The sequence below is a fragment of the Pseudoalteromonas sp. SG43-8 genome (assembly GCF_014164245.1).
In the GTDB taxonomy this organism is placed as follows: domain Bacteria; phylum Pseudomonadota; class Gammaproteobacteria; order Enterobacterales; family Alteromonadaceae; genus Pseudoalteromonas; species Pseudoalteromonas distincta.
The window spans coordinates 70,910-97,601 of sequence record NZ_JACJEX010000004.1 but is presented as its reverse complement, the minus strand read 5'-3'; the positions used below and the strand labels follow the sequence as shown (position 1 = coordinate 97,601).

The following is a 26,692-nucleotide window of genomic DNA, read 5'->3' as shown; positions in this document are numbered from 1 at the left end:
CACCGGAATAACCTGTCAGGTCTTTCGCTGAGAGGTTATTCCTAAAAGGAACCTCTGGCGATTCAAAAAACATTGATTCATTTTCGCCCTGAGGTTCCCCTCGGGGTTTTTAGTTTTTAAATTAAAGGAAAATGAATAATGAGTAACACAAATCGTCTACGTATCGCCATCCAAAAAGGCGGCCGCCTATCTAAAGATTGTCAAGATCTATTAAAACAGTTAGGTGTTAAACTTAACCTTCGTGAACAACGCTTAATTGCACACTCAACTAATATGCCAATTGACGTACTACGTGTGCGCGATGACGATATTCCTGGTTTAGTAATGGACGGTGTATGTGATTTAGGTATTGTTGGCGAAAACGTACTAGTAGAAGTTCAAGCAGAACGTGAACGCCAAGGTGTTCCAAGCGAAGTAAACAAACTATCAAAACTAGATTTTGGTTACTGTCGTCTTGCACTTGCATGGCCACAAGAGCTAGGCGCTCGCGATAAGAGCTGGTTTGAAGGCAAACGTATTGCAACTACCTACCCAGAAATTTTAACTCAGTGGTTAAAGCGCGAAGGCATCAACGCAAGTACAGTAATGCTTACTGGCTCTGTTGAAGTAGCACCACGTGCAGGTTTATCTGATGCAATTTGTGATTTAGTATCTACTGGCGCAACACTTGAAGCAAACGGCTTAATTCAAGGTGATACAATTTTAGAATCAAACGCATGTTTAATTCAAAATAAAGATCTGCAAGACGCTGACAAACTAGCACTAATCAATAAGCTTATGCCGCGCCTACGTGGTGTTAGACAAGCTAAAGAAAGCAAATACATCATGCTACACGCACCAAAAAACAAACTTGATGAAATTTGTGAAATTTTACCTGGTTCTGGTCAACCGACTCTACTTGCCCTTGCGGGTAATGAAGAATACGTAGCACTGCACATGGTAAGCAGCGAAACATTATTTTGGGAAACAATGGAGCAGTTAAAAGCCCTAGGCGCTAACTCTATTTTAGTTATGCCAATTGAAAAAATGATGGAGTAAGTACCATGCTTCGTTGGAATGAGGAATCTTCACAAGTACAAGCAGCGGCGCTAATGCGCCCTGCAGTTTCTGTAAGCGCAAAGGTTGAAGCAATATGCAAAACTATTTTAGCTAATGTAAAAGAGCAAGGCGATGAGGCCTTACTTAGCATGGCCAAAGAGTTTGATAATAGAGCTAACCCACGTTTGCGCGTACCGCTAGATGAAATTAACGCATCTGAGCAAGCATTAAGTGCTGAGCTTAAATACGCAATTGACACCGCTTATGCAAATGTTAAACGTTTTCACGAAGCGCAGTTGCCAAAAGATATTAAATTATCAACCCAACCAGGCGTTGTATGTGAACTGAAATATCAAGCCATCGAAGCAGTCGGTATTTATGTACCCGGTGGCAGTGCTCCACTGCCATCGTCGGTTATTATGCAAGGTGTATTAGCACAGTTAAGCGGCGCTAAAACCGTTGTACTTGCTACGCCGGTACAAGGTGATAAAGCAATTAACCCTGCTATTTTATATGCAGCTAAGTTATGTGGCATTACTACTTTGATAGAAAGTGGTGGCGCAGGCGCAATTGCAGCAATGGCTTATGGCACCGAATCGGTTCCTAAAGTAAACAAAATTTTTGGCCCAGGTAATAGCTTCGTAACAATGGCTAAACAGCTCGTTGCGCAAACTATCCCAGGTATGGCAATTGACATGCCAGCAGGTCCTTCTGAAGTATTAGTTATTGCAGATGAACGTGCAAACCCAGAATTTATAGCCGCCGATTTACTCTCACAAGCAGAGCACGGCGCAGACTCGCAAGTTATTTTATTATGTAACAGCGAAAGTATTATAGAACAAACTCAGCAGGCACTTACACGCCAGTTAGCTAATTTGAGCCGTAAAGAAACAGCCGAGCAAGCGCTCGCTAATTCTTCACTTATTTTGGTTGATTCAGTTGAGCAAGCATTTGACGTATCGGCGCAATACGGCCCAGAGCACTTAATTTTACAACTAGGCGACGCAACACCTTATCTAGATAAAGTTAAAAATGCAGGCTCAGTATTTGTAGGTGACTACACACCAGAATCTGCAGGCGATTACGCATCGGGTACTAACCACGTGTTACCAACATATGGTTACAGTGCAACTTACTCGAGTTTAAACTTGCTTGATTTTTTCCGTACATACACAGTGCAAACAATTACTAAAAGTGGTTTAACGCAGCTTTCAAAAGCAATTTTACCACTTGCAGATGCAGAAGGCCTTGATGCCCACGCTAATGCGGTTTCAATTCGTTTAGAGGCAATTAAAAATGAGCAATGAGAGCGCACAAGCGTCTAGCTTATTACCTAAGAATATTGCAGCCCTTGCTGCATACAGCTCTGCAAAAAGTGAAAAGCTAACCGGTACTACGTGGCTAAATGCTAACGAAAGCCCGTATGCTAAAAATCTTGAACTGAGTATTGAGGATTTAAATCGCTACCCTGATCCACAACCGCAACTGGTTATTGACCGTTACGCCGCTTATACAGATCTTGAAAGCGAAAATGTATTAATGACGCGCGGCGCAGATGAAGGCATTGAGCTTTTAGTGCGCACATACTGTGAGCCAGCTAAAGATAGTATTGCGCTATTTTTACCAACCTACGGTATGTACAAAGTTACCGCCGATACACACAATGTTAGTATTAACGCGCTTACCCAAGAATTATTATTAAATGGCAGTGCTGACGAAATAGTTGCAGCTGTTGGCAGCTCAAAACTGGTATTTATTTGTAACCCAAATAATCCAACGGGCAGCCTAACACCACTTGATAAAGTAAAAGCGATTGCAACAGCACTTATGGGTAAAGCACTGGTTATTGTTGACGAAGCCTATATAGAGTTTTGCCCAGAGCAAAGTGCCACAAAACTTATTAATGAGTTTAGTAATGTAGTGGTTCTGCGCACGCTTTCTAAAGCCTTTGCGCTAGCGGGGCTCAGAACGGGCTTTACGCTTGCACAAGTGAGCGTACTAGCGCCAATTCGTAAAGTCATTGCGCCGTATCCGGTATCTGGTGTTGTAGCAAGTATTGCAGCGCAAGCAATTGCACCCGATGCAATTACATCAATGCGCCGCCAAGTTACTATTTTAAATAGCTTAAAAGCTAAGTTGGTAGATTGGCTAAACGCCTCCCCTGCTGCATTAAAAATTCTCACTGGTGAAGGTAACTTTGTTACTTTAAAATTAGCCGATAAAAACTACTTTAAAATTGCACTTGAGCAAGGTTTAGTTATGCGCGCTTTTACACTATACGGTGAAGACGACTGGCTACGAATTTCAATTGGCAGTGAACAAGAACTTGAACAAGTAAAAATTTGGTTAGATGGCTTACAAACGCCGGCTACCGCAGCATCTTTAGCAGGAAACAAAGTATCATGAGTAACCCCTATTTATTTATAGACCGCGACGGCACTATTATTGAAGAGCCAATTACCGACAAACAGGTAGATAGCCTTGAAAAGCTAGCATTTTTACCTGGTGTTATTCCTGCGTTATTACAATTACAAGCCGCAGGTTACCGTTTAGTAATGGTGTCTAACCAAGATGGTTTAGGCACAGATAGCTTTCCTACTGCTGATTTTGATATAGCACAAGACAAAATGATGGACATAATGCAAAGCCAAGGCATTAGCTTTGACGAAGTATTAATTTGCCCACACTTTGATGAGCAAAACTGTGATTGCCGTAAACCTAAAACGGGCTTACTTACCGAGCTTATGCGCTCAGGCAAAGTAGACTTAGCGCGCTCTTTTGTTATTGGCGATCGCCAGACCGATATTGGCCTTGCTCAAAACTTATGTTGTGAAGGTATTTTATACGACGGCGATTGGAGTGCGATAGTGACAAAATTGACTACCGCAAACCGCGAAGGTCGTGTTACACGCAACACTAAAGAAACCCAAATTGATGTAGCCATAAACTTAGATCAAACTAAAAATGGCAGCATAGACACCGGACTTGGCTTTTTTGATCACATGCTTGATCAAATTCGCACCCACGCAAACATTGGTTTAAACATTAAAGCCAAAGGCGATTTACACATAGACGAGCACCACCTTGTTGAAGACATTGGTATTGCTCTTGGTGTCGCACTTAAACAAGCCCTTGGCACTAAATCGCAAATTGCACGCTATGGTTTTGCGCTTCCTATGGACGAGTGTAAAGCTGAAGCACAAATTGATTTATCGGGCCGTGCATCATTTGTATTAAACGCTAACTTTAGCCGCGAAAAAGCAGGCGACTTAGACGTGCAAATGGTTGAGCACTTTTTCAAAAGCTTAAGTGATAATGCCGCTATTAGCCTTATTTTATCGGTAAGCGACGGTAACTGTCATCATCAAGTAGAAGGCTTATTTAAAGCGTTTTCACGCGCACTTCGTATGGCAGTAGCACAAGACACGACCCAACAAACAGCCAGCTCTAAGGGATGTTTATGATTGCCATAATTAATACCGGTTGTGCCAATATAAATTCAGTGCGCTTTGCGTTTGAACGCTTAGGTCAAACGCCAACAGTAATTACTTCACCAGAGCAATTAGCGGGTTTTGAGCGCGCTATATTGCCAGGTGTAGGTCACGCGTCGGTTGCTATGAAACGCCTTGTAGATAACGGCTGGCAACAAGCTATAAATGAATACCAGCGCCCGCTTATGGGTATTTGTTTAGGTATGCAGTTACTGTGCGAAAGTACCGAAGAAGGTAACGTACAGTGCCTAGGTAAAATACCAGGACAAGTAAAAGCGCTTGATGTAGGCAATTTAACGTCGCCGCATATGGGTTGGAATAACTTAAGCGTTAACAAAGAGCATGCATTAGCTAAAGGGCTAACGCTTGATGAGCAAGTGTATTTTGTTCACAGCTTTGCGCACACCGTAAACGACGCCACCCTAGTGAGCGGCGAATATGGTCAAACCTTTTCAGCCATTGTTGCTAAAGACAATTACGCAGGCATGCAATTTCACCCAGAGCGCAGCGCAAAAGTTGGCGCACGTTTATTACAAAATTTTGTTGATTGGCAGTTGTAAGCTGCCCATTAACTAACAAAAAAGAGATTATTTGTGATTATTCCAGCATTAGACGTATTACAAAATCAAATTGTGCGCTTGTACCAAGGTAAATACGACACAGCACAGTTTTACCCTTTCGAACTTGGCGCGCGTTTAAAAGAATACGCCGACAGTGGCGCAGGTAAACTACACCTTGTTGATTTAGAAGGTGCACGCGATCCAAGTAAAAAACAGTGGAAACATATTCAAGCTGCGACCAAAGCACTTAACGTACCGTACCAAGTGGGCGGCGGTATTCGCTCAGAGCAAGATGTAAGTGATTGGCTAAAAGCCGGTGCAAACCAAGTTGTTATTGGTTCAATGGCAGTAGAAAAACGCGAACAAGTAAAAGCCTGGATTGAGCAATTTGGCGCAGAGCATTTTGTAATTGCTCTTGATGTAAATAAAACAGCCACGGGCTGGGCACCAGCAACGCACGGTTGGTTAAGTGAATCTGAATTTGGTTTACTTGAGCTGGTAGATTTTTATGTAAGCTTAGGTGTTATTGATTTTTTATGTACGGACATCAGTAAAGACGGCACTATGACAGGTCCATCGTTTGAGCTTTACGAAGATTTAACTCGCCATAACAGCACAATTAAAGTGCAAGCCTCAGGTGGCGTTAGCTCACTAGATGACATTAAAAAGCTTAAAGAGCTGGGTGTGGGCGGCGTTATTTTAGGTAAATCACTGCTTGATGGCGCATTTAGCGTTGAGGAGGCATTGGCATGTTATCAAAACGCATAATCCCGTGTTTAGACGTTAAAGACGGCCAAGTAGTTAAAGGCGTTAAGTTTAAAGGCCATGAAATAGTTGGCGATATTTTAACAATGGCTAAAGCCTATAGCGAAGCTGGCGCCGATGAACTGGTTTTTTACGAGATCAGTGCAAGCGTTGAAAAACGCCTACTCGATGTGAATTGGGTAGAGAGCATTGCACGTAATATCGATATTCCATTTTGTGTAGCGGGCGGTATTAAATCAGTGGCTGATGCAGCGCGTGTACTTGAGCGCGGTGCTGATAAAATAAGCATTAACAGCCCTGCTATTGCGCGCCCTGAACTTATTAAAGAATTGCACGATGAGTTTGGTAAGCAATGTGTTGTAGTCGGCATTGACAGCTTTTTTGATGAAATTACCGGCGAGTATTTAGTGTATCAATTAACCGGCGATCCTAATGCATCAAGCCGTACGCGCTATAAAACACAAGAATGGGTTAAACGCGTACAAGACCTAGGCGCAGGCGAAATTGTATTAAACTGTATGAACCAAGATGGCGTTCGTAACGGTTACGACAACGAGCAACTAAGTAAAATTCGCGAGCTGTGTGACATTCCTTTAATCGCCTCTGGCGGTGCGGGTAGTATGCAAGATTTTGTTGATGTATTTAAACAAAGCAAAGTAGATGGTGCATTAGCTGCCAGCGTTTTTCATAAAAATGTGATTAACATTGGCGAACTAAAACAATTTTTAATAGATAACCAAGTGGCAGCAAGATTATGCAAGTAACACAACAAAACCAAACCCAAGTTGATTTCGCTAAAAGTGACATGATCCCTGCTATTATTCAAGATGCCCGCTCGGGTGTTATTTTAATGCAAGGCTTTATGAACAGCGAAGCACTCGCTGTTACGCTTGATACTAATAAGGTAACGTTTTACTCGCGTTCAAAATCGCGTTTATGGACTAAAGGCGAGTCATCAGAAAACTACTTAAACGTAGTATCTGTGCATACCGATTGTGACTACGATTCAATTTTAGTCCTTGCTAACCCAGAAGGCCCAACGTGCCACTTAGGCACACAAAGCTGCTTTGGCGATGATGCAAAACCAAGCCTGAGCTTTTTAGCACAGTTAGAAGATGTGATTGTTGCGCGTAAAAATGACGACCCTGAAAAAAGCTACACAGCGTCATTATTTGCAAAAGACTTAAGCCGTAGTTGTCAAAAAGTAGGTGAAGAAGGCGTAGAAGTTGCCCTTGCCGCTATGAAACACGATAACGATGAGCTAACAAACGAGTCTGCTGATTTAATTTATCACCTGACAGTATTGCTACAACGCCAAGGCTTAGCCCTTGAAGATGTAGTTAAATGCTTGCAAGGTCGCCATAAATAGCATTAGTTGTAACTAACAAAGAGGCTCATATTTATATGGGCCTTTTTATTTTTACAGTAAATCACGTGTGATATAGTGCGTGGCTAAATTAATCGGTTACTGTGAACTATGAAAAACTTTATTATTCCTTCTATTGTCGCATTTATTTTAGCAGGCTGTACCAGCAAAACTAATCAGACTACAACTACAACAACCACTACTACTACAACGAATCAGTCTGTAAAAACCACAGTAACACTCGATGAATGCAGCACCATAAATAACCTTATAAACAGTTATGAGTCTGGTTTTAATTCAATCAAAACAGATAAAGTAAATAACCAGTTTACTAATCAATGGCGTACTAGTACTCATATGATTGGAGCAAACTGTACGGTTACTTTAAATAAGTCAGAGCAAGCAAGCTACCAATGCCAAACACCTGTTAAAACACAAACGCAAACAATAAAGTCTCATCAAAAACTGGCTAAGCAATTACGCCAATGCTTAACCAAAACAGGTTGGTTGGAAAGCCAAAAAGAAACAGCAAGTTCAATTTACAGCACCTTTGTACTTGATACTAAAACCCCAGTCATTACACTTGCTACTAATCAAGAAGGTAACGGGTTTTCTACTCGCTTTGAAATTGCACCACCGTTAGGACTTTAATATGCGCCAATTAAATCAAAACAAAAAACAATCTAAATTTAAAACTGATTGCCTAGGAATATGCGAAAGGCGCAGCGGTTACTGCACCGGTTGTGGGCGTACTAACGAAGAAATTTTTGATTGGATAATATTATCTGAAGATGAAAAAAAAGCGATTTTAGAAACACCACGAGCAGACGCTAACTCATAACAAATAAAGCCCCTAAATGTTAAAAGTAACAGTTAATTGATTAACTAAAAACTTTTTGCTTGTTGCTATTCATTTTAGTTGCGCTAATACAGCTTTCGACTACTTGCTCAAATGAGTTATTAATATCTATATTTATAACATTGGGCTCATCTTCTTTTGGAACTTCTAGCGCTTCAAATTGGCTTTTGAGTAAATCAACAGGCATAAAATGCCCTTTTCTGTCTTGCATACGGCTTTTAACCAGCTCAAAATCACCAAAAAGATGTAAAAAGGTAATGCCTATATTTCCATCACATATTTGTTCTCGGTATTTCTTTTTTAATGCTGAGCAGACTATTACCGCGACTTCATTTTTCTTTTCAATGCTAAATGCAGCATCACGTATTCTTTCTAGCCAAGGCACACGATCAGCATCATTTAAAGGCTGCCCAGATGATATCTTTAATATATTAGCCTTGGGATGTAAGTCGTCTCCGTCGATAAATTTAGCGCCAATGCGTTTTGCTAATGCATCACCCACACTTGACTTTCCTGTGCTTGAAACCCCCATTACAATAAAAATACGACCTACATTTGTGTTACTCATGTATTTACCCTCGCCTTAATTTAATAATTAATTATTTTCAATGTATATATTATATTGAGTTACGGGTAACATGTTACCCGTAACAAATACGAAAGTGAAGTTAAACACACACTAAACATCATAATTCACACTGAATATAAGTAGGGAAAAATGTCAGATTTATCATTAATACTAACAGCGGTAGGCTCCATATTTTTATTGCTTTTTTTAGTAATGAAAGTACGACTACATGCTGTCGTCTCTTTGATCCTTGTTTCTATGATTGCAGGATTACTCTCAGGAATGAGCCCAGAAATAATTGCCGCTACAATTCAAAAAGGAATGGCCGGAACACTAGGCTTTGTAGCGGTGGTGGTCGCTTTAGGCGCCATGTTTGGCAAAGTAATGGAAGAAACCGGCGCGCTGGATCGCATTGCCCACACACTTTTACACCGTTTTGGAGAAAAAAACGCTAATTGGGCGCTTACCTTTACGGGCTTTATTTGTGCCCTCCCCCTCTTTTTTGATGTGGCCGTTGTACTTTTAATCGGTATTGTTTTTGCTGTGGTACGAAAAGGCGGTGGCAGCGTTGTTAAAATTGGTATTGGGCTACTTGCGGGAATAGCATCTTGTCAGGCGTTTCTTATTCCTGCGCCAGGGCCGATTTTGGTTGCCTCTCAATTAGGCGCTGACTATGGTTATATGATTTTATTTGGCCTTATTGCTGCCATACCGGCAATGATTATAGGAGGTCCAATTTGGGGCTCTATTATTTCTAAATCTATTCATGTAGAACTCCCACTGCACGAACAAATCGACGATAACCAAAGAGTTGGTAAAGGGACGCCTAGTTTTGGATTAGCATTAGGTTTAATTGCTCTGCCGTTAATTATGATTAGTTTAAATACTATTGGTAGCCGCTTTGTTGAAAAAGACTCTGATTTATATAATTGGTTAGCCTTTATAGGTCATCCATTTACAGCAATTTTAGTTGCCTGCCTAATGGCATTTTATTTGCTCGGCGCAAGGCGCGGTGTCCCGAATGCTAGAATCATGGAAATTTGTGGTAGTGCCTTACAACCTGCAGGAATTATTATTCTTGTCACTGGTGCCGGTGGGGTATTTAAACAAGTATTAGTTGATTCAGGAGTAGGTACTGCACTAGGTAATTACTTAGCTGGCTCAGGATTACCGATTGTAATACTCGCTTTTGTATTATCAGCCGCTGTGCGGGTTATTCAAGGCTCTGCGACAGTAGCTATGCTTACAGCGTGTGGCTTAATTATTCCAATGCTTCAGCCTTTAGGCCTTGATGGAGCGCAGCTAGCCGCTGTTACCATCGCTATTGGTGGGGGCTCTATTGTGCTTTCTCATGTAAACGACTCAGGATTTTGGTTAGCGAGTCGCTATCTCGGTTTGAGCGAAATGCAAACTCTTAAAACATGGACAGTGATGGAAACCATTATTGGTACTGTTGGCGCACTTGTCGCTATGATTATTTCTCTGTTTTTGTAAAATTACAGTATGTAGAGTTATCATCACACATATAAAAATTACCTGAGCCTTTTGTTATTTAGGCTCAGGTAATTTAAGTATTTAAACACTTTCACCTAGATGAACTATATAACCAGTATCAATTACTTGCTTATAATTAATCCTAGCATCTAAATCTGAATTAATCCGGCTCAACAACTCTCTTCCCGCAACATTACCTATCTGATAACGAGGGGTGATCACACTTGCTAATTGAGGCACCATTGCTTGGCCAATATCATGACCATGAAAACCCACAACCCCCATTTGGCTAGGCACTAAAATGTTGTTTCGCTGGCATTCAAAAATAGCCCCAATTGCTAAATCATCATTAGTACAAAACAAACAGTCAGTATTTGGGTAGTCAGTACGCGCTTTTTGTAAAAGTTCGGCGCCTAAACTATAAGATGAAGCTTGATCAGTCATCACACTTTTAGGCGTAAAGCCTTTAGCTAACATAGCATCTGAATAACCTTGAAATTTTAGGCGTGTTCGTACATCGAGCCTTGCACCTATATAAACAATATTGCGATAGCCTTTATTTAAAAGTGCCGTAGTCATATCAAAAGCGGCTTTAACGTTATCAAAACCAATCGCTTGCTGCATAGGAGAGTGATGCGTATCCATTATTTCAATCACAGGTACGCCTGACGTTTCAATCATTTTTAGCGTTCTGTCTGTGTGTGTGGTTTCTGATAAAATTAAACCATCAACGTGATACGACAATAGATACTCAACCCGTTTTTCTTCAATTTCAGGGTTATAACCATAATGGGCTAACATTGTTTGATACCCTGCAGGCCCTGTTACATCTTCAATTCCTTTTATAACTTGAGCAAACACGTGATTCGTTAACGATGGGACTAGTACACCAATAGAGTAGCTTTTAGCATTAGAGAGTAAATCAGGGGCTTTATTTGCAATGTAACCTAGCGTATCAATAGCTGCACTAATTTTAGTGCGAGTAGACTCTGATACTTTTTCCGGATTACGTAAATAACGACTCACCGTCATTTTGGTTACACCAACCGCATCGGCAATATCTTGAAGAGAAGAACGTTTGTTTTTTTTCATCACACACAATTAAATAAAATGTTACTTGTAACATACCAACTATTGTGAAAAATCACTACTTTTAGCCATTTTTATTTAAGTTATCGCTAAGCGATTACCCAGAGATTTAAATAACCTAGACCTATTTTAATGAATAAACCTGTATTTGTACCAATAACATTAAACAGAGGCTCAGATACTCCGAGCCTCATCGTAATTAAAAACTTATAGCAATCTCAACAATTGCGAACCAGGTATGCCGCTTTGTGGTAATAACGCGGGGGTAACTGCAAATGCTTCTGGGATTTTACTTTTGATTTCATCCATCTTTTTACGGTTATTTTGTTTATCATAAACATAATATTTAAGGATATTTCCGTATACATCGTCTTTTGCATCAACCTTCTCTAGGGTTTTTAACGCTTTATCGTAATCATCAAGGTAAATGTATGCCAGTGCTAAGTTATCAGCAGAGCCAACATGTAGCTTACCTTCAAGCTGTTTTGATAAATCTTCAAGCTCTGCAACAGCAAGCTCATAACGCCCTAGCTGTATATAGGCCGTTGCTAGTGAATTTTTTAAAAAGTAAGGCGGGTTACTACCAGGCTCATACCATTTTTCGTAAGCACTCAGTATATCTTCATATTGCTCAAGTTTAGAGTAAACGTGATTTAGCAGCCTAAAGCTTTGTAGTTTGATTTCAGCTTCTTCAAACCCCGTAAGTTTGTCTCTATTCAAGTGCCATTGTTGTATGCCTTGCGCAGCTTGGTTTAACAGTTCAGGGGTATCACTTTTTGCCCCAGCAGCACTTTTAAGAAGCTGTGCAAGTTGTTGTTTATATTCTTCACTTTTAACAGGAGCCTGAGACGTATTATTACTTGGCTGCTTGTTATCTGAACTACCGTCTACAATTTGCGCTGCAGCTAAAGCACTAAAAGACATTGCCGCCGCAACCATAACCAAATATTTACTTTTCATTGTTTTTTCCTTGTTTAACATTTTGATCCTCTGAATATTAAAGCTCTTTGAATGAGCAATATTCAAAAGTGGGGGGGTAAAAAAGTTAGGCGAGCTTTTAGCACTTTGCTTTTGTAGCAATAAACTGGCTAAATCCAATTGGTATTTACCTTTTAGCTTTTGCATACACAACTCATCACAGCTAAGTTCTAGTTGCTCTTTTGCTAAACCAGTTAACTTTAAGCAAATAGGATTCCACCAAAAAACGCTTTCTATAAAACAAATAAGCCACGTCCAATAAATATCGCCTTGTTGTAAATGAGTTACCTCGTGTTGAATGACTGAATCTAATTCTTCACGATTTACCATCGTCGACTCTAGCCAAATAACAGGCTTTATTAACCCGGTAGCAAAAGCAGGCTCTGTATGGGTTGTTAGTCTAATTGGATACTGATTGTTAATGTGTTTAAGTTCAGGACTTGGCTTTGAGTTAATGTATAAGTTTTTTATAAGCTTTACATAAAGGCTCATGCGTAATGAAAACAATCCAAAACCAGCTAAAACTAAAACCATAAAAACATTATTAAGTGATGGTAAAAAGTCCCATATACCCATATCGCTTTGTAATTCGTCCTTAGTTGCTACTTGTTCAGCATTTGGTATTAATGCTTTAACATCGGGAATCAATTGCGCCACGTTGAATGTGTAACGATTTTCCCCTTCAAATAACGATAACTGGGAAAAATATTGCCAAGGGACAAACCAACATGCCAAGGCAGTCATTAAAATGTAAAAGTTTAATCGTGCTGGGGCATTTTTTAGTCCTTTTACTGTAAGCAAAATACATAAGCTAATAAGTGTGCAAGTTAGTAAATAATCCGTCATTACCCTCTCCTTTAATCTAACTTCTTATTTTTTAAAAGCGTTTGTAAATATTCTATATCTTCATCATTTAGCTTTTCTTCTTTGATAAAGTGGGCAATTAAACTACGAGAATTACCTTTAAAAAATCGTTGCATAAAACTAGGCATAGCTTGCCCCGATAATGTGTCTTGAGTCACGATTGTTCTAAAAACAATAGCTCGACCTTCATGTCCACAGCGCTCAATCGCCCCTTTGTGTTCTAACCTATCTACGATAGTTTTAACTGTTGTATAGGCTACTTTTTTATCTTTTTGCTTATCAGCTAAAAGCACTTTATGTAGTTGACTCGCGGTACAGGGTTCTTCCTGCCAGAGCAGCTGCATAATATCCATTTCAAAATCACTAAGTTTCATTGTCGCTCCTATTACTACGCTTGTAGTGGTACTATTACAAATGTAGTAGTAACTAATCTTAGTGTCAATACAAAATTGACATATGAATGAAAAACAAACGATAGAAATATAAAAGTCTTAGGGAGGTTTTATAAAAAAGGTATATAAAATAAGGGTGTATACTTGTTAATTGGTTTTAGAAAAACATAAAAAACGATAGTTTATTTTCAACTAACGCTTTTTATGCTTTAAAGTTTTTTATGAAAGGTAGTGAGGTAGCTATGCTTTATCGAGCGCTTGGCTTACATCGGCAATTATGTCAGCAATGTTTTCAATACCGACTGACAAACGGATTAAATCGCGACTTACACCCGCCTTAGCAAGCTCTTCATCATTTAATTGGCGGTGTGTAGTTGACGCAGGATGGCACGCAAGCGACTTGGCATCGCCAATATTAACTAAGCGTAAAATCATGTTTAGCGCATCAATAAAACGAGTACCCGCTTCTAGGCCACCAGCAATACCAAAACTTAAAATACCCGATGCTTTACCACTGGTAATTTTTTGACTCATTTTGTTATACGGGCTTGATTTAAGCCCTGCGTAGTTAACCCAAAGCACTTTTGGATGGTTTTCTAAATACTCAGCTAGCTGCTGTGCATTCTCGCAGTGGCGATCCATTCTTAAGCCTAAGGTTTCAAGGCCAATTAAAATGTCAGATGCGTTTTTAGGGGCAAGCGCTGCGCCGGTATTTCTAAGTGGCACTACTCTGCAGCGACCAATAAATGCAGCTTCAGCAAAAGCTTCGATATAAACTACATTGTGATACGACGGATCGGGCTCGTTCATCATTGCAAAACGCGTGGCATTCGCTTTCCAATCAAATTTTCCTGAGTCGACAATCATGCCGCCAATGGCAGTACCGTGCCCGTTTATATACTTTGTAAGTGAGTGAACCACTATATCGGCGCCTAGCTCAAATGGGCGGCATAAATACGGCGTAGCCACGGTATTATCAACAATAAGCGGCACACCTTTGCTATGTGCAATACGTGCTAAACGTTCAATATCAACAATATTACCTGCAGGATTACCAATAGATTCACAAAAAACAGCACGGGTGTTGTCGTCAATTGCATTCTCGAACGCGGTAAAGTCATCGGCTTTAATCATGCGCGCTTCAATACCTTGCCTAGGTAGTGTATGAGCAAATAAGTTATACGTGCCACCATATACTTGGCTGGTGCTTACAATATTAGTGCCTACTTCGCACAAGCATTGAATAGCATACGTAATAGCAGCCATCCCAGAGGCAACAGCCAGCCCACCAATACCCCCTTCCATTGCAGCAAGACGTTGTTCAAGTACGGCATTTGTTGGGTTCATTATGCGGGTGTAAATATTTCCAGGTACTTTTAAATCGAATAAATCAGCGCCATGCTGCGTATTGTCAAATGTATAAGAAGAAGTGTGATAAATAGGCACGGCTGCCGATTTGGTCGCAGGCTCAGATTCGTAACCGTGGTGCAGTGCTAATGACTCTAATTTCATAATTATTTCCTTCAATTAATTTACCACTAACCTAGCACTTCTTGGTTATAAAATGCACATGAAATATACTAAAGGATGTTGAGGTGATTTGATTTAAGTTAAAGGCAGATAAGTGATAAAGCGGACGGCTAAGATGTATGTGTGCGAAGTCAAAATTTTCTCCCTTGGTCTAATTACTTTAGATGGCATTCGACCTATATTTAATACCAAAAGTAACCCGCATAGGCTTATAGTTCCCTAAAATAAACTATTTATGTTTGAAAAATTAAATGCTCTAATGGAGTTCTACATTAAAGGGAAGTTTATATGATTTTAAGAGAATACGAGCGTTTTATTGTCGAATGTGAGCTTGTAGTTAGCATGACACCAAAAGAAGCTCCTTTTATAGGTTTTGAAGATAGCAATCATTATCTAGTTAAATATATTAATTCTGGTAATGCAGTCTATAAGATGTTTAATGGACGAGTATCAGTAAGAGCGGTGAAAGCAATCGACAATAATGATTCTATTTCTATATTGTTTATATACAATGATAAGGATGCATCTGACCCCTCATTTAGCAATGATACAACTGGAAGAGTCAGAACAGAAAAAAAATTAAAAGATGAGGGTATTGCTGTTTCTGCGCATTTAACAGTTATGAAAAAGCCTGCTAGTAAAAAATTTAAAAACAGTTGTTTAGCTTTGCTGGAAGAAGTTCCGGGGCTCAACCGAAGAAATATTGCTTCAGCACTAACTCATTTTTTTAAAGAAGCGACTGATTACGAATGCGACTCACCTAACTCTAAAGGTAAGATCCATCCCAGACAAATAATTAGTCTAGACTCTTGCGCTACACATAATCTTAAAGAGTTGATGAAAACTGGTAAACTACGTGGTTTTACGGCTGTTCAAAGCTCAGTCAATGAACGTTTAGATGAAGATAGTGAGATCCCTGTTTTGATCAAAGAACGGACTATGAGGTTAGGTGTTGGCTCTCTAATGGGTGATAAAGCCGTTGGTGTCATAGAGCAAGTTCGAAAGAAAGTGCTTGGTGAAGAATACAGCAAACTACGTGTAAGCTATACTGATAAAAACGGCCGTAATAAATCTATTGATATAGATGCACGAGAAGAAGATGCATTATCTAAAGGGTATAGTAAGGTAGTCAAAGTAGAACTCACAGAACGCATAAGCCAATGTGAAGACACTATTCATGATGACTTAAATAATAAAATGCTTACTCACCTAGCTAGTATGGGAAGTTCCGAAGATGATTTTAGATAAACTATTTAAGCCTATTTCATATATTCGTATTAAGCATTACGAAAAAAGCTGGTTTGATTTTATTTTACCTCTCGGAACTACGCTGCTTTTTTTCTTTATAATTTATTGTCTTTCAGAGCCCATCAAATTACTTGGTAAAGAAGGATTAGTTTCGCTAGTTAATGGGTTACTACAAATATTAGCGGGATTTTATATAGCATCGATGGCTGCTATAGCCACGTTTAATAAGGAGGGTATGGATGATATTATGGATGGTACTCCTCCAACTCTAAATGGTGTAGAACTTACTAGAAGGCAATTTTTAACTTATCTTTTTGGTTACTTAGCTTTTTGTAGTATATGTTTATATTTTATCGGCGGATTTGCCCAATTAGCAAGCCAAAGCTTATTTCATTTAGTATCCTTGTCATCCCCCTTTCTTAAAATATTACTTGTTGGTTTATATATTTTTGCTGTCTCAAACATTATGTATACCACAGTTCTGGGAATGCATTTTATGATTGATAAAATTCATAGAAAAAAAGTAGTGATTAGAGATAATAAAGCAAATGAAACATCAGATAATTAAATTTGCTTAAATTAATAGAAAAGACGATTTCAATATAGATCTTTGCTTATTTGACTTTATTCGCGAAATTAGTATGACACCCATCTAAATTATTTTGGTTTTTTGCTTTACTGCGCGAACTAAACTCGCGCTTACGCAAGAATGAAAATTAAGGAATAGGTTAATTCCAACAAAAAAGGCGCTTCCTTTACGGTAAGCGCCCTTCTCTTATCTCACCGATTACTTATTTTACGATTGTCATTTCGTCTAATAAGTTTTGTGCATTATCTACTTTATCCATTACCCACAGCATGTAGCGTGAATCAACGTGGATTAAGCGATTAAGCTCAGGGTTGTAATCCCAGTCACCAATAATACTTTCGTAAACACCGTCAAACAGTAAGCCTACAAGCTCTGCTTTACCATTAAGTGTTGGCGAACCTGAGTTATCACCGATAGTGCCTACATTTGATAAAAAGTTAACAGTCATTATTTGAGCGAAGTAAACTCCTGCCTACAGCCATACTATAATCATTAAATTCATTAACCGAAAAATACAGTTTAAAAGTGCTAGCCGTATAATTAAATATAAACACAAAGGGTAGTGAGCAAAAACATACTGTAAAACGTCTATGTTGACATAAGAACCCTCAATGTATACGATTTGCATATAAATCATATACGGTATATATAATGGGAATAGTAAAAATATCAGACGGGCTGCATGAAGAAATTAGAAAATCGAGTAATATCATGTCCAGATCTATCAATTCACAAGCAGAGTTTTGGATTAAAATAGGCATGCTTGCTGAGTTAAATCCAACACTTACTTACCATGAAATAATTAAAAAACAACTTATAAAAGAAAAGCTTACTATTCAGGATCTTTTGCATGAGTAAAGCAACAATAAAGACTGATGCAGAAATTGAGCTCATGAGAGAATCAGGAAAGCTTTTAGCTCAGGTATTTAAAATGCTTGATGATTTTATTTGCGAGGGCATAACTACGTTAGATATAGACACTAAAGTAGAAAGCTATATTACCAATGTGTTACATGCTCGTCCTGCCAGTAAAGGCCAATATGGCTATCGGTATTCATTGAACTCATCTGTTAATGACGTAGTGTGCCATGGTGTACCCAATAATATTTATAAATTAAAAAACAAAGATATTTTAAATATTGATATTACCTTAGAGAAAAATGGTTATATCAGTGATTCAAGTAAAATGTATACTTTTGCAGCGACAAGCTCAGAAGCCAAACGATTGGTTAAAACGACTTATGATGCTATGTGGGAAGGTATTAAGGTGGTAAAGCCAAAAGTAACGCTTGGTGATATTGGCTATGCTATTCAAAAGCACGCTGAATCTTCTGGTTATAGTGTAGTACGTGAATATTGCGGTCATGGTATTGGTAAAGAAATGCATGAAGAGCCGCAAGTTTTGCATTATGGTAAACCTCATACAGGGTTAGTGCTTGAAGCAGGTATGACCTTTACTATAGAGCCTATGATCAACCAAGGTTCCAAGAAGGTAAAAACTAAAAAAGATGGATGGACAGTCGTAACAAAAGACAAGAAACTTTCTGCTCAGTGGGAACATACCGTTCTAGTAACAGAAACGGGCTTCGAAGTTTTAACACTTCGCGATGAAGAGAAGCGTGCTTAGCAAAACTAAGTTATGCTACTGACGTATACAAACCGTAACCCATTATGATTAATAAAAAAGGCGCTTCCATTACGGTAAGCGCCCTTCTCTTATCTCACTAATTACCTATTTTACGATTGTCATTTCGTCTAATAAATTTTGTGCATTATCTACTTTATCCATTACCCACAGCATGTAGCGTGAATCAACATGAATTGAGCGATTAAGCTCAGGGTTGTAATCCCAGTCACCAATGATACTTTCGTAAACACCGTCGAACAGTAAGCCTACAAGCTCTGCTTTACCGTTAAGTGTTGGCGAACCTGAGTTACCACCGGTAGTGTCTACATTTGATAAAAAGTTAACAGGTACTGTATTCATGCCGCCCGTGTAATCACCGTAAAGCTTGGCTTTAATTTGCTCTTGTAACTTTTTAGGTGCATTAAATGGGTCAACATCGGTGTTTTTAGCTAGTAACCCTTCAAGCGAGGTAAAAGGTGTTGCTACCAAGCCGTCTTGAGGTGAGTAGCCGCCTACGGTGCCATAGGTTACTCGTAGTGTGCTGTTGGCATCGGCGTATACAGGTTTGTTTTGAGCTTTGTTAAACGCAATGATTGCGCTCATTAGCTCTGGGCGAGCTGCTTGTAATTTACCTGCAAGTGCTTTTGATTTATCTTCCTCTGCTTTCATTACTTTAAATATTGCTTTAGCGTACTGCACAAATGGGTCTTGGCTCTGATTTAGCTGGCTAAACGATTGCTCAAATAATGAATTGCGAACAGTGGCATTATCAAGTCTTGACTGTTCATACATGCTATCAAGTAACGCGCTTTGGGTTGCTTTATCAAACCCATTTTGTACTTTAAATACGTCATCAACCTCGCTAAAACGCTCTTCTTTAGGAAGTGCTGCATACAGCTCTAAAAAGTGCAGTAAAATAGCTTTATCTACTTTGCTATCATAACGGCGCGTCATGCGCTCAAGCCCTGCTTTAATGCGAGGTAAGTCACGTTCTTGATAACCAGATTCACGTTCGCTATTTGGCTTCTGTTTTTCGTAAGCTAGGCGGTATAAACGTCGTGCTGTGCTGATCATTTGTGAGCGATGTACATAACCTAACATTCGGTCGCGTTCACTGTGCTCTTGTGATTGCGCAATTAGCTCAGATAGCTCACCTAATACGCTTCCGTATTGCTCTTTACGCTCATTGTCACTATTGATCCATTGTGTTAGGTCTTGCTCAAACTGTTTTTTGCGCTCAAGCATAGTGCCTTTTTTAAAGCTTTCGATCATCGAACCATAGTTTTTAATATAGTTGTTGTAACCTGCAATAGTACTTTCGTAAGCAATACGCGCTTTACTGCCGTCTTCTGAGTTTTCTTCAATAAGCGACACGTATTTTGAGTTATGAACGCGTGCTTTAGGGTAGCTGTCGTTAAATACGTTATCTACCTCTGTTGCTATACGGTAGCGGTTAGTTCGCCCTGGGTAGCCTGTAACCATTACGAAGTCGCCTTCTTGCACGCCTTTGGCACTTACTTTTAGGTAAGAGTCAGGTACGTAAGGTACGTTGTCTTCGCTGTACTCAGCTGGTTTTCCATCTTTGCCTACATAAGCTCGGTAAAAACCAAAGTCGCCTGTGTGGCGCGGCCACATCCAGTTATCTATATCGCCACCGTATTTACCTACGCCCATAGCTGGTGCGTAAGATAAACGTACGTCTTTAATTTCAAGTGACTTAATTAGGTAAAACTCTAAACCACCATGAAACGAGTACACATTACAACGGTAGCTTTCGTCGGCTTCACACTGGGCTACTAGCGCTTTTTCGTTTTTTACTATTGCGTCGTAGCGTGCTTTACCGCTTAGTTCTTTAATACCTTTACTAACTTTGTCAGTCACATTAGTAACTGTTTCTGTGACGTATACGCGTGAACCCGGCGCTGCTGGTAAGTCCTCAGCAGGGCTTTTAGCTAAAAAGCCATTTTCTAATATGTTGTTTTCAGGTGTTGAATTGTATTGCACCGAGCCATAAACACAGTGATGGTTTGACACAACTAAACCCTTAGGCGATACAAACGATGCTGTACAGCCACCTAGGCTAATTACCGCATTCATTGGGAATTCGGTTAATTTAGAAATAGATTCAACATCAATTTCAAGCCCTTTGGCTTTTAAAATTGATTCTAACTCTGGAAGTTGGTGTGGTTGCCACATGCCTTCGTCGGCTATGGCGCTACTCGCAAGTGATAAGGAAAATGTGGCTGCTAATGTAGCTACAAGAGGTTTTAAACGCATTATAGAATCCTTTTTATTTGTTTCTATAACAGGTTACTCGTCAGTAGCTAATGAGGTCAATAGCCGTGCAATGATTTGTTACAATCAAGTGTTTAATCTTACTTTTTATCAAAATTCATCGAAAAATCATGAAACTGTTTTGCTGGTATTGGTTTACTAAAGTAAAAACCTTGCATAAAATCACAGCCTAATTTGTTCAATAAAGTAAGCTGCTCTTTTGTTTCTACACCTTCGGCTACCACTGTCAGTCCTAAGCTGTGCGACATGGCAATAATTGCCTTTACGAGATTACGGTCTTCATTGTTTAGTACAATACCGTCAATAAAACTTCTATCTATTTTGAGTACATTAAAAGGGTATTCTCTCAAATAACTTAACGATGAATAACCTGTACCAAAGTCATCCATTGATAAGTTAATGCCTAGTGCTGTTATTTCAGTCAATATATCAACAACATTAGTGTGGCAACTCATCAGCACTCCCTCAGTTATTTCAAGCTCTAAATGTTCGGGATTTACGTTTGCTTCACTTAGTGAGTTTTGAATAAAGCTGAGTAATCCCACGTCTCTAAATTGACGAGGTGATAAGTTAACGGCAATAGTGTATTGCTGTTTTCGTTTACAAGTACTTTGCCATGTGTTTAAAAAATCTAATGCTTGGCTAATTACAAACTTGCCAATGGGTACAATTAACCCTGTATTTTCGGCAATAGGTATAAACTCATCGGGTGTTACATTACCTAGCACAGGGTTATGCCAACGTAATAACGCTTCTGCACCAATGATGTGTTTATTTTTGGCGTCAAATTGGGGCTGGTAGTATAACTCAAATTCGTCACGCTCAAGGGCGCCACGCATCTGCTCTTCTATTACGAGTCGGCGCTGAATAATTACATTCATCTTTTTAGTAAAAAATGAATAAATATTACGACCATATGATTTTGCTTGATACATTGCAGTGTCAGCGTTTCTTAATAAATCAGCAACGGTTGTACCATTTTCTGGGTATATGGCTACACCAATACTTGCTGTTAGTATGTGTTCTCGGCCTTCAATTTTAAAAGGGGCCCTAAAATTGTTGAGCAGTTTTTCAGTGATTTTTAGCGCAGCATGATGATCAGTTATACCTCGTAATAATACAATAAACTCATCTCCACCTAGGCGCCCTACCGTGTCTTCTTTTCGTAGTGCATCTTGTAGCCTTTGCGCTGATTCAATTAAAAGTTTGTCTCCTGTTTCATGGCCTAAAGAATCATTTATTTTTTTAAAATCATCTAAATCTAAAAACAGTACCGCAGCTTTTTCGTTATTTCTTTTTGCTTCAATAAGTAATTGCGACAAACGATCTAGTGCTAAAAAACGATTTGGAAGCGAAGTTAAACTATCGTAATACGCTTGATGTCTAATTAGTTCATCTGATTTATGCTGTTCTGTAATATCTCGAATAATAACCATTAACTGGTTATGTTCTGTTATTTTATTTATTCTTGCTTCAAAATAAACGAGCCCATGGGGCAAGGTCAACTCGTAAGTAAAGCTCATCATCTGCTCTTTTTCTAATACGAGGCTGATATAAGTTTCAAATTTTTTGGCTACATCGCGAGGGAGTACATCCCCCATTTTTTTACCAATAAACAGCTTTGGCTTGGTATAAAGGTCGGTCTCATTACTGGCATGATACTCAATAATAGTTCCATCACTTTCCATCAAGAAAAATAAGTCAGGAATTGCCCCAAAAATAGTTTTTAGCATATGCTCATTAAATGACGCCTCTGCTTGTGCCTTTTTAACCTCAGATAAATCAATATCAATACAGTACATTTGCTTTGTATTATATTGATTTGTAAACATAACATGGCTAGAAAAAACGGATACATCATTTCCATTCTTGTCTTGTAAAATAATTTCAGATGCTGGAATTTCTATGTCTTTTTCTACCCAGTCACTATGCGCATTAATAACTAACTCACACATTGGCTCTGGAATTATAAGGTCTTCTATTTTTTGTCCTATGGCTTCTTCTTTGGTATATCCATAAAGTCGCTCACTGCCTTCATTCCAATAAATAACACGACGCTCATTGTCATAACCTTGAACAGAAATAACATTTACCGCATCAAATAACTGATGCAAATAGTCGTTAATTACAAATTGATGGGTTAAGTTTGAAGTCGGGTTATCTAATTTCATTTTAAGGCTATATCCATAAATAATTTTATTTAATAATAGGAAAATACTAAATAATAATTAAATTTAATTTTAATATTAAATCTCCATGTACATTTTATACGTCATTATGCAAAACAAAAAAAGAGCCGAAGCTCTTTTTTAATAATCGTTAACTATATTCAAACGCTATAAAAACTGAATTTATTTTTTTGTCACATCATTTGGATGTTCCACGCCAATCCATGCTTTGAATAGTGCTTTTTGCTGTGGCGTTGCCTCTTTATTAGCAACTACTTTTTTAGGCTTATCGAAATCTTCTGATAATACTAATGTTAAGCTTTCAAGTGCATCGCGACGAAGATAGTCAACGGTTACTTTATCGCCTGCCTTAAACGTTTCTAGGCTAGTTTTTAAATCTTTACCTACGTGATGTTTGTTTATAGCGACAATTTTATCATCGGTAGTTAAACCCGCTTTCCACGCACTGCCACCACGGCGTACATAACTTAACGTCAGTAATTCACCTGTATTTTTGGCGGTAGCATCAATACTTGCAAGTGCTTTTGCTTTTTCAGGACGCTCAAACTTTAAACCTACTTTAGTAAGTAAATCGTCAAAGTTAATACTTGCAGGCGACTCTACATTTTCTTGCCACCAGCTTGAATAATCACGTCCTGTTAAATCTTTTAAGATATTAAGTACATCTGTATCTGTAAATCCAGCGGGCATTTTATGATTGTTATAAAGTGCTTTGTGTACGTCGCGGTAGCTTATTTTACCTTGGCTTTTTTCTAGCAAGTCGATATCTAAGGCAAGTGAAAGTAACGAACCTTCTGAGTAAATATTGGTGCTGTAGTTACGTGCGTGATCGCCACCTTGATTAATCCATTTATCAAAGCTTGTTTCGCTTGCGCTTTGTACTTCACGGCCCGGTGTTTGCAAATGACGATTAATTGTTTTACTCATCACTTTAAAAAATTCATCTGTTGTTTGAATGCCTGAGCGCACTAATAAATGATCTTCAAAATAACTTGTTGAACCCTCTGCAATCCAAAGCAGTTTAGAGTAATTCATATTAGTGTAATCGTATGGCACTAAACCTTGAGGGCGATATGCTTTTACATTCCATGTATGAATAAATTCGTGTGCGGCTGTGCTAATAAAACCTAAGTAATCTTCGCGACTACCAAATCGGTCACGTGGACGTTGAATAATTGTTGAGTTTAGATGCTCTGTTGCACCACCAGCACCTGATGTTGCATGCACCATAAATACATAACGTTCATACGGGTAGTCATCCCAAATTACATTACCCGTGGCAACTAATTTTTTAAGATCTGTAAGCATTAGATCTACATCGTAGTTACCATCGCCCCAAACAACTAAGTCGTATTCACGCCCTTCTACTTCAAATGTGTGTAGTTGGTTAATACCCGTTTCGATTGGTGAATCAACAAGTACGTCGTAATCGGCAGCTTTAAATGAGTTTTTGCCTTTTAAATTGTCCATACCCGATACAGAACGCCACTTTTTAGGTACGTCTAAATTAACGGTTACAGGCTCTTGTCGAAACGAGTCACTGAACATAAAAAAGCCTGATGCATCTATAAATGCGTGGCTGTCGTCAATGTGGCGAGCACGTTTACCAAGCTCATTTGCATACACTTGGTAGTCAACATTAACTTCTGTAGGTTCATTAAGATGTACACGCCATGTACTGTGATCTATTTTTTCCCATTTTAGTTCTTTGCCATCTTCATCTTTGGCTTTGAAGTAGCGAATGCCATTTGCAAGGTTTAACATTTCGTAGCGACCCGTGCGCCACGCAGGAAGTTTTATATCAAGGTGTGCTTGCGCTGTTTTTGGAAATTCAACACTTACATCACCTAAATGATGCTGTGGCTGCGAAATTTCTAAAGAATAATTTACATCGGCAAATACAGGCGCTGAACATGCAGCTAAAATTGAAAGGGCTAATAACTTTTTCATAGAGACTCTTAGTGGAAACTTAATTGCTTACAAGACTAACAAGCCCCTATTTAAAAGTGAATTAAATACGATAAATGACCCTATATACGAGTTTATAAGTAGTAGCTTATTAAAATTTCTAAGTTTTTTACTAGATAACTACACATAATAAAAATTTGTTGTAAACTGAAGATAATGAAATTAATTTGATGGCGGTATGCTTAGGTGTCACAAAGATCTAACGCAACAGATAAAAAGCTAAAACAAGCAATTGATGCGCGTATGGCTGTTGAGAGCGCTCGTAAACATCAAGTAGATGTTCTATGTGACTTTACAGCTAAACTATCGTTGAGCTGTAAAGGACTAGATATCGAGTTAGATAATCGCCTCGCCAAATTTAGAAGTGCGCTTAATAAAGGCATGAGTTTTGAAAACCTTGCTCCCCTTATTAATGAAACTTTAGTCCTACTTAAAAACCAAGAATCGATTCAACAAGCCCAGCAACGTAATTTATTCAACAGTGTGCAAAGTGCCGGTAAACAATTACAAAAAACCAAAGGTTTACCTGACGATACCCGTAGGACTCTAAGAAATTTACTCGATCACGAGATTAATAACGTTCATTCAACTCATGGTTACATTCCGCTACTTGATCAACTTATTAGCTTTTATCATGAAGCGTTGCTTACCAAACAAGACCCTCAAGTTGATCAGCAGCGCCCTGTAAAACAGGCGCGTGCAAAAAAACTGCTTGAGCTCGCTAATGAACTTATACTTGAAGAAGAAGCTACGCTACAAATTAATAATATAAAAAATAATATTACAGAAAGTGACTCAATCGATTCATTACTCGATGTTGCAATTAGTATTATTGATGTAGTGGTAAAAAATATAAGTAAAGAGCGTAAATCCGCGCAAAGCTTTTTAGTTTCATTAAATCAAACCCTCGAAGATCTTCATAACTCTATTATCTCAACTAGCAAGCACTCTGAGTCTATGGAAGTTGAGTTTGACTCACTTAATAAAAGCATTGAACTAAAAATAAAAAATCTTAATGAGCAAACGCAAAAAGCTACATCAATCTCATCTTTAAAAGAACTCGTAGATAACGAATTAAAATCAATAAGCGAAGATTTTATAGCAAAAGAAAAGTTAGAACGAAAAGACAGAGAAATGCTTAGCGCTAGTTTTAATGAAATAAATACTCGAATTGTTACTTTAGAAGATAAGTTAACAACGTATAAAAAACGCTTAAATGAACAGCGCTTTAAAAGCTTACTAGATGGGCTTACAAAACTGCCTAACCGGGCTGCATTTGACGAACGTTACAATCACGAAATGCATTTGTTTAATGTGCAGCCATCAGATGTTACGCTTGCAGTTATTGATGTTGACCACTTTAAATCTATCAATGATAGATTTGGCCACACCGCAGGTGATATTACCTTACAAGTTATATCAAAAGCGTTGCAAAAATCGGTAAGAAAGTCTGATTTTATAGCGCGTTATGGCGGTGAAGAATTTGTACTATTAATGCCAGGTGTGTCGCTAGAAAACGCAACATTACCCCTGGATAAAGTAAGAAAGGTAATTAAAAATATACCTTTTAAATTTAGAGAAAAACAAATTGAGATCACTATTTCGGTAGGTGCAACTCAATTTAAAAAAGGCGATACCCTATTAAAGGCATTTGATAGAGCTGATGATGCACTTTACGAAGCCAAAAATTCAGGGCGAGATAGACTTTGTACCAGTAAATAATGTCATAGCTATTATAACTTTTATGACAAGTAGTTTTACGATTTAGTAGTAGGAGCACGT

The 26,692-nt window shown here is 38.7% G+C and carries 24 protein-coding genes and 1 pseudogene; 16 read left to right on the top strand and 9 right to left on the bottom strand.

Going from position 1 to position 26,692, the window contains the following annotated elements:
• Positions 1 to 138: 138 nt before the first annotated feature.
• The 10 genes from hisG to H5122_RS09875 all read left to right on the top strand — a co-directional run bounded on the left by hisG (position 139) and on the right by H5122_RS09875 (position 8,061).
• Positions 139 to 1,038: an ATP phosphoribosyltransferase gene (gene hisG, locus H5122_RS09920; protein ID WP_002960257.1), complete on the top strand. Its 900-nt coding sequence runs from the start codon at positions 139 to 141 to the stop codon at positions 1,036 to 1,038.
• Positions 1,039 to 1,043: 5 nt separating this feature from the next.
• Positions 1,044 to 2,345 (top strand): histidinol dehydrogenase, encoded by a 1,302-nt coding sequence (hisD, locus tag H5122_RS09915; RefSeq protein WP_024597350.1) that lies wholly within the window; start codon positions 1,044 to 1,046, stop codon positions 2,343 to 2,345.
• Entirely contained in the window at positions 2,335 to 3,444 is a 1,110-nt protein-coding gene (gene hisC / locus H5122_RS09910; protein ID WP_182681956.1) for a histidinol-phosphate transaminase, read from the top strand. Before hisD ends, hisC begins: the two co-directional genes overlap by 11 nt.
• A complete protein-coding gene (gene hisB / locus H5122_RS09905; RefSeq protein WP_008138596.1) occupies positions 3,441 to 4,502 on the top strand; it encodes a bifunctional histidinol-phosphatase/imidazoleglycerol-phosphate dehydratase HisB in 1,062 nt (353 codons plus the stop codon). The genes hisC and hisB overlap by 4 nt, the downstream gene beginning before the upstream one ends.
• Complete coding sequence (gene hisH, locus H5122_RS09900; RefSeq protein ID WP_182681957.1) at positions 4,499 to 5,089, top strand: imidazole glycerol phosphate synthase subunit HisH; 591 nt, start codon at positions 4,499 to 4,501, stop codon at positions 5,087 to 5,089. Before hisB ends, hisH begins: the two co-directional genes overlap by 4 nt.
• Before the next feature lie 33 nt (positions 5,090 to 5,122).
• Positions 5,123 to 5,857: a 1-(5-phosphoribosyl)-5-[(5-phosphoribosylamino)methylideneamino] imidazole-4-carboxamide isomerase gene (locus H5122_RS09895; RefSeq protein WP_002960267.1), complete on the top strand. Its 735-nt coding sequence runs from the start codon at positions 5,123 to 5,125 to the stop codon at positions 5,855 to 5,857.
• Positions 5,839 to 6,618 carry an imidazole glycerol phosphate synthase subunit HisF gene (hisF, locus tag H5122_RS09890; RefSeq protein ID WP_182675447.1) on the top strand — a complete coding sequence of 260 codons (780 nt, stop codon included), beginning with the start codon at positions 5,839 to 5,841 and terminating at the stop codon, positions 6,616 to 6,618. Before H5122_RS09895 ends, hisF begins: the two co-directional genes overlap by 19 nt.
• Positions 6,609 to 7,223: a bifunctional phosphoribosyl-AMP cyclohydrolase/phosphoribosyl-ATP diphosphatase HisIE gene (hisIE, locus tag H5122_RS09885; RefSeq protein ID WP_182681958.1), complete on the top strand. Its 615-nt coding sequence runs from the start codon at positions 6,609 to 6,611 to the stop codon at positions 7,221 to 7,223. The genes hisF and hisIE overlap by 10 nt, the downstream gene beginning before the upstream one ends.
• Before the next feature lie 108 nt (positions 7,224 to 7,331).
• Complete coding sequence (locus tag H5122_RS09880) at positions 7,332 to 7,871, top strand: hypothetical protein (protein WP_182675445.1); 540 nt, start codon at positions 7,332 to 7,334, stop codon at positions 7,869 to 7,871.
• 1 nt (position 7,872) lies between these two features.
• Entirely contained in the window at positions 7,873 to 8,061 is a 189-nt protein-coding gene (locus H5122_RS09875) for a DUF1289 domain-containing protein (RefSeq protein ID WP_165723885.1), read from the top strand.
• Between the two features lie 40 nt (positions 8,062 to 8,101).
• On the opposite strand, the gene H5122_RS09870 is transcribed toward H5122_RS09875, so the two are convergent.
• The gene (locus H5122_RS09870; protein WP_182681959.1) at positions 8,102 to 8,647 is read right to left on the bottom strand and encodes a gluconokinase; all 546 of its coding nucleotides are present in this window, start codon (positions 8,645 to 8,647) and stop codon (positions 8,102 to 8,104) included.
• Positions 8,648 to 8,797: 150 nt separating this feature from the next.
• On the opposite strand from H5122_RS09870, the gene gntU reads away from it, so the two are divergent.
• The gene (gene gntU / locus H5122_RS09865; RefSeq protein ID WP_182681960.1) at positions 8,798 to 10,141 is read left to right on the top strand and encodes a gluconate transporter; all 1,344 of its coding nucleotides are present in this window, start codon (positions 8,798 to 8,800) and stop codon (positions 10,139 to 10,141) included.
• Positions 10,142 to 10,222: 81 nt separating this feature from the next.
• Here the strand turns inward: gntU and gntR are convergent, their stop codons facing one another.
• From gntR to H5122_RS09845, 4 genes are all read right to left on the bottom strand, one after another.
• Entirely contained in the window at positions 10,223 to 11,233 is a 1,011-nt protein-coding gene (gene gntR, locus H5122_RS09860) for a gluconate operon transcriptional repressor GntR (protein ID WP_182681961.1), read from the bottom strand.
• A 204-nt stretch (positions 11,234 to 11,437) separates the two neighbouring features.
• Positions 11,438 to 13,054: a M56 family metallopeptidase gene (locus H5122_RS09855; protein ID WP_182681962.1), complete on the bottom strand. Its 1,617-nt coding sequence runs from the start codon at positions 13,052 to 13,054 to the stop codon at positions 11,438 to 11,440.
• Between the two features lie 11 nt (positions 13,055 to 13,065).
• Positions 13,066 to 13,446 carry a BlaI/MecI/CopY family transcriptional regulator gene (locus H5122_RS09850; protein ID WP_004586391.1) on the bottom strand — a complete coding sequence of 127 codons (381 nt, stop codon included), beginning with the start codon at positions 13,444 to 13,446 and terminating at the stop codon, positions 13,066 to 13,068.
• Between the two features lie 258 nt (positions 13,447 to 13,704).
• On the bottom strand, positions 13,705 to 14,976 hold the full coding sequence (locus tag H5122_RS09845; RefSeq protein ID WP_182681963.1) for an O-acetylhomoserine aminocarboxypropyltransferase/cysteine synthase family protein: 1,272 nt from the start codon (positions 14,974 to 14,976) through the stop codon (positions 13,705 to 13,707).
• Between the two features lie 306 nt (positions 14,977 to 15,282).
• On the opposite strand from H5122_RS09845, the gene H5122_RS09840 reads away from it, so the two are divergent.
• Both H5122_RS09840 and H5122_RS09835 read left to right on the top strand, forming a co-directional pair.
• Positions 15,283 to 16,242, top strand: a complete 960-nt coding sequence (locus tag H5122_RS09840) for a hypothetical protein (RefSeq protein ID WP_182681964.1) — start codon at positions 15,283 to 15,285, stop codon at positions 16,240 to 16,242.
• Complete coding sequence (locus H5122_RS09835; protein ID WP_182681965.1) at positions 16,229 to 16,810, top strand: hypothetical protein; 582 nt, start codon at positions 16,229 to 16,231, stop codon at positions 16,808 to 16,810. Before H5122_RS09840 ends, H5122_RS09835 begins: the two co-directional genes overlap by 14 nt.
• Before the next feature lie 223 nt (positions 16,811 to 17,033).
• Here the strand turns inward: H5122_RS09835 and H5122_RS09830 are convergent.
• Positions 17,034 to 17,273, bottom strand: a pseudogene (locus H5122_RS09830) (S46 family peptidase); the annotation flags it as partial.
• Positions 17,274 to 17,482: 209 nt separating this feature from the next.
• On the opposite strand from H5122_RS09830, the gene H5122_RS09825 reads away from it, so the two are divergent.
• Positions 17,483 to 17,689 carry a ParD-like family protein gene (locus H5122_RS09825; RefSeq protein WP_024596935.1) on the top strand — a complete coding sequence of 69 codons (207 nt, stop codon included), beginning with the start codon at positions 17,483 to 17,485 and terminating at the stop codon, positions 17,687 to 17,689.
• Complete coding sequence (gene map, locus H5122_RS09820) at positions 17,682 to 18,458, top strand: type I methionyl aminopeptidase (RefSeq protein ID WP_182672386.1); 777 nt, start codon at positions 17,682 to 17,684, stop codon at positions 18,456 to 18,458. Before H5122_RS09825 ends, map begins: the two co-directional genes overlap by 8 nt.
• Positions 18,459 to 18,563: 105 nt before the next feature.
• On the opposite strand, the gene H5122_RS09815 is transcribed toward map, so the two are convergent.
• The 3 genes from H5122_RS09815 to H5122_RS09805 all read right to left on the bottom strand — a co-directional run bounded on the left by H5122_RS09815 (position 18,564) and on the right by H5122_RS09805 (position 24,892).
• On the bottom strand, positions 18,564 to 20,735 hold the full coding sequence (locus tag H5122_RS09815; protein ID WP_182681966.1) for a S46 family peptidase: 2,172 nt from the start codon (positions 20,733 to 20,735) through the stop codon (positions 18,564 to 18,566).
• Positions 20,736 to 20,833: 98 nt separating this feature from the next.
• Positions 20,834 to 22,924 (bottom strand): bifunctional diguanylate cyclase/phosphodiesterase, encoded by a 2,091-nt coding sequence (locus H5122_RS09810; protein ID WP_182681967.1) that lies wholly within the window; start codon positions 22,922 to 22,924, stop codon positions 20,834 to 20,836.
• Positions 22,925 to 23,104: 180 nt separating this feature from the next.
• Entirely contained in the window at positions 23,105 to 24,892 is a 1,788-nt protein-coding gene (locus H5122_RS09805; protein WP_182681968.1) for a M61 family metallopeptidase, read from the bottom strand.
• Between the two features lie 204 nt (positions 24,893 to 25,096).
• Between H5122_RS09805 and H5122_RS09800 the strand changes: the two genes are divergently transcribed.
• Complete coding sequence (locus H5122_RS09800) at positions 25,097 to 26,632, top strand: GGDEF domain-containing protein (protein ID WP_182681969.1); 1,536 nt, start codon at positions 25,097 to 25,099, stop codon at positions 26,630 to 26,632.
• The last annotated feature ends 60 nt before the right edge of the window (positions 26,633 to 26,692 follow it).

What these genes read in the sequence shown, in the direction of transcription:
- hisG (WP_002960257.1), top strand. Translation starts at nt 139, where the DNA reads ATGAGTAACACAAATCGTCTACGTATCGCCATCCAAAAAGGCGGCCGC.
- hisD (WP_024597350.1), top strand. Translation starts at nt 1,044, where the DNA reads ATGCTTCGTTGGAATGAGGAATCTTCACAAGTACAAGCAGCGGCGCTA.
- hisC (WP_182681956.1), top strand. Translation starts at nt 2,335, where the DNA reads ATGAGCAATGAGAGCGCACAAGCGTCTAGCTTATTACCTAAGAATATT.
- hisB (WP_008138596.1), top strand. Translation starts at nt 3,441, where the DNA reads ATGAGTAACCCCTATTTATTTATAGACCGCGACGGCACTATTATTGAA.
- hisH (WP_182681957.1), top strand. Translation starts at nt 4,499, where the DNA reads ATGATTGCCATAATTAATACCGGTTGTGCCAATATAAATTCAGTGCGC.
- hisF (WP_182675447.1), top strand. Translation starts at nt 5,839, where the DNA reads ATGTTATCAAAACGCATAATCCCGTGTTTAGACGTTAAAGACGGCCAA.
- hisIE (WP_182681958.1), top strand. Translation starts at nt 6,609, where the DNA reads ATGCAAGTAACACAACAAAACCAAACCCAAGTTGATTTCGCTAAAAGT.
- H5122_RS09880 (WP_182675445.1), top strand. Translation starts at nt 7,332, where the DNA reads ATGAAAAACTTTATTATTCCTTCTATTGTCGCATTTATTTTAGCAGGC.
- H5122_RS09875 (WP_165723885.1), top strand. Translation starts at nt 7,873, where the DNA reads ATGCGCCAATTAAATCAAAACAAAAAACAATCTAAATTTAAAACTGAT.
- H5122_RS09870 (WP_182681959.1), bottom strand. Translation starts at nt 8,647, where the DNA reads ATGAGTAACACAAATGTAGGTCGTATTTTTATTGTAATGGGGGTTTCA.
- gntU (WP_182681960.1), top strand. Translation starts at nt 8,798, where the DNA reads ATGTCAGATTTATCATTAATACTAACAGCGGTAGGCTCCATATTTTTA.
- gntR (WP_182681961.1), bottom strand. Translation starts at nt 11,233, where the DNA reads ATGAAAAAAAACAAACGTTCTTCTCTTCAAGATATTGCCGATGCGGTT.
- H5122_RS09855 (WP_182681962.1), bottom strand. Translation starts at nt 13,054, where the DNA reads ATGACGGATTATTTACTAACTTGCACACTTATTAGCTTATGTATTTTG.
- H5122_RS09850 (WP_004586391.1), bottom strand. Translation starts at nt 13,446, where the DNA reads ATGAAACTTAGTGATTTTGAAATGGATATTATGCAGCTGCTCTGGCAG.
- H5122_RS09845 (WP_182681963.1), bottom strand. Translation starts at nt 14,976, where the DNA reads ATGAAATTAGAGTCATTAGCACTGCACCACGGTTACGAATCTGAGCCT.
- H5122_RS09840 (WP_182681964.1), top strand. Translation starts at nt 15,283, where the DNA reads ATGATTTTAAGAGAATACGAGCGTTTTATTGTCGAATGTGAGCTTGTA.
- H5122_RS09835 (WP_182681965.1), top strand. Translation starts at nt 16,229, where the DNA reads ATGATTTTAGATAAACTATTTAAGCCTATTTCATATATTCGTATTAAG.
- H5122_RS09825 (WP_024596935.1), top strand. Translation starts at nt 17,483, where the DNA reads ATGGGAATAGTAAAAATATCAGACGGGCTGCATGAAGAAATTAGAAAA.
- map (WP_182672386.1), top strand. Translation starts at nt 17,682, where the DNA reads ATGAGTAAAGCAACAATAAAGACTGATGCAGAAATTGAGCTCATGAGA.
- H5122_RS09815 (WP_182681966.1), bottom strand. Translation starts at nt 20,735, where the DNA reads ATGCGTTTAAAACCTCTTGTAGCTACATTAGCAGCCACATTTTCCTTA.
- H5122_RS09810 (WP_182681967.1), bottom strand. Translation starts at nt 22,924, where the DNA reads ATGAAATTAGATAACCCGACTTCAAACTTAACCCATCAATTTGTAATT.
- H5122_RS09805 (WP_182681968.1), bottom strand. Translation starts at nt 24,892, where the DNA reads ATGAAAAAGTTATTAGCCCTTTCAATTTTAGCTGCATGTTCAGCGCCT.